The organism is Chryseobacterium urinae (assembly GCF_030518295.1).
In the GTDB taxonomy this organism is placed as follows: Bacteria; Bacteroidota; Bacteroidia; order Flavobacteriales; family Weeksellaceae; genus Chryseobacterium; species Chryseobacterium mucoviscidosis.
In genome coordinates, this window is the sequence record NZ_JAULSJ010000098.1 from 1 (window position 1) to 432 (window position 432).

General features: G+C 38.4%; 1 protein-coding gene. It reads right to left on the reverse strand.

Translation table 11 applies throughout. From position 1 onward, the window contains the following. A partial coding sequence (locus QWT87_RS21135; protein ID WP_302718725.1) for an IS91 family transposase occupies nucleotides 1–432 on the reverse strand: 432 nt, incomplete at both ends.

The following is a 432-nucleotide window of genomic DNA, read 5'->3' on the forward strand; positions in this document are numbered from 1 at the left end:
TAAAACCATCTGCTTTTTGATGCCTTTTTGACGGTAATCTTTGTAATCGAACGTTACTGTTTTATCATCAATTCCCCTAATTCTACCATTGCTGATGGCAATTTTGTGGGTGTATCTGCCCAAATATTCCACCACAGATTTTGGGCTTCCAAATGGCTTTTTAGCATAAACCACCCAAGGTTTTTCCCACAGACTTTGTCTTAATTTTTCGTAATTCCCAGCCTCATTTTCAGTAAATTTTTCTCGTTGATTTTCATTCAATTTTAATGATAATTGATGCTTCAGTTTCTCACAAAATTTAGCTCTGAAAACTTTACTCAAAGCCTTTACCGGAAAGAGAAATTTCCCATCTGAACGGAGATTTTTCCAAGCTCCGTTTTCATCCACACCACCGCCCGGAACAATGCAGTGCACGTGCGGATGAAGACTCAA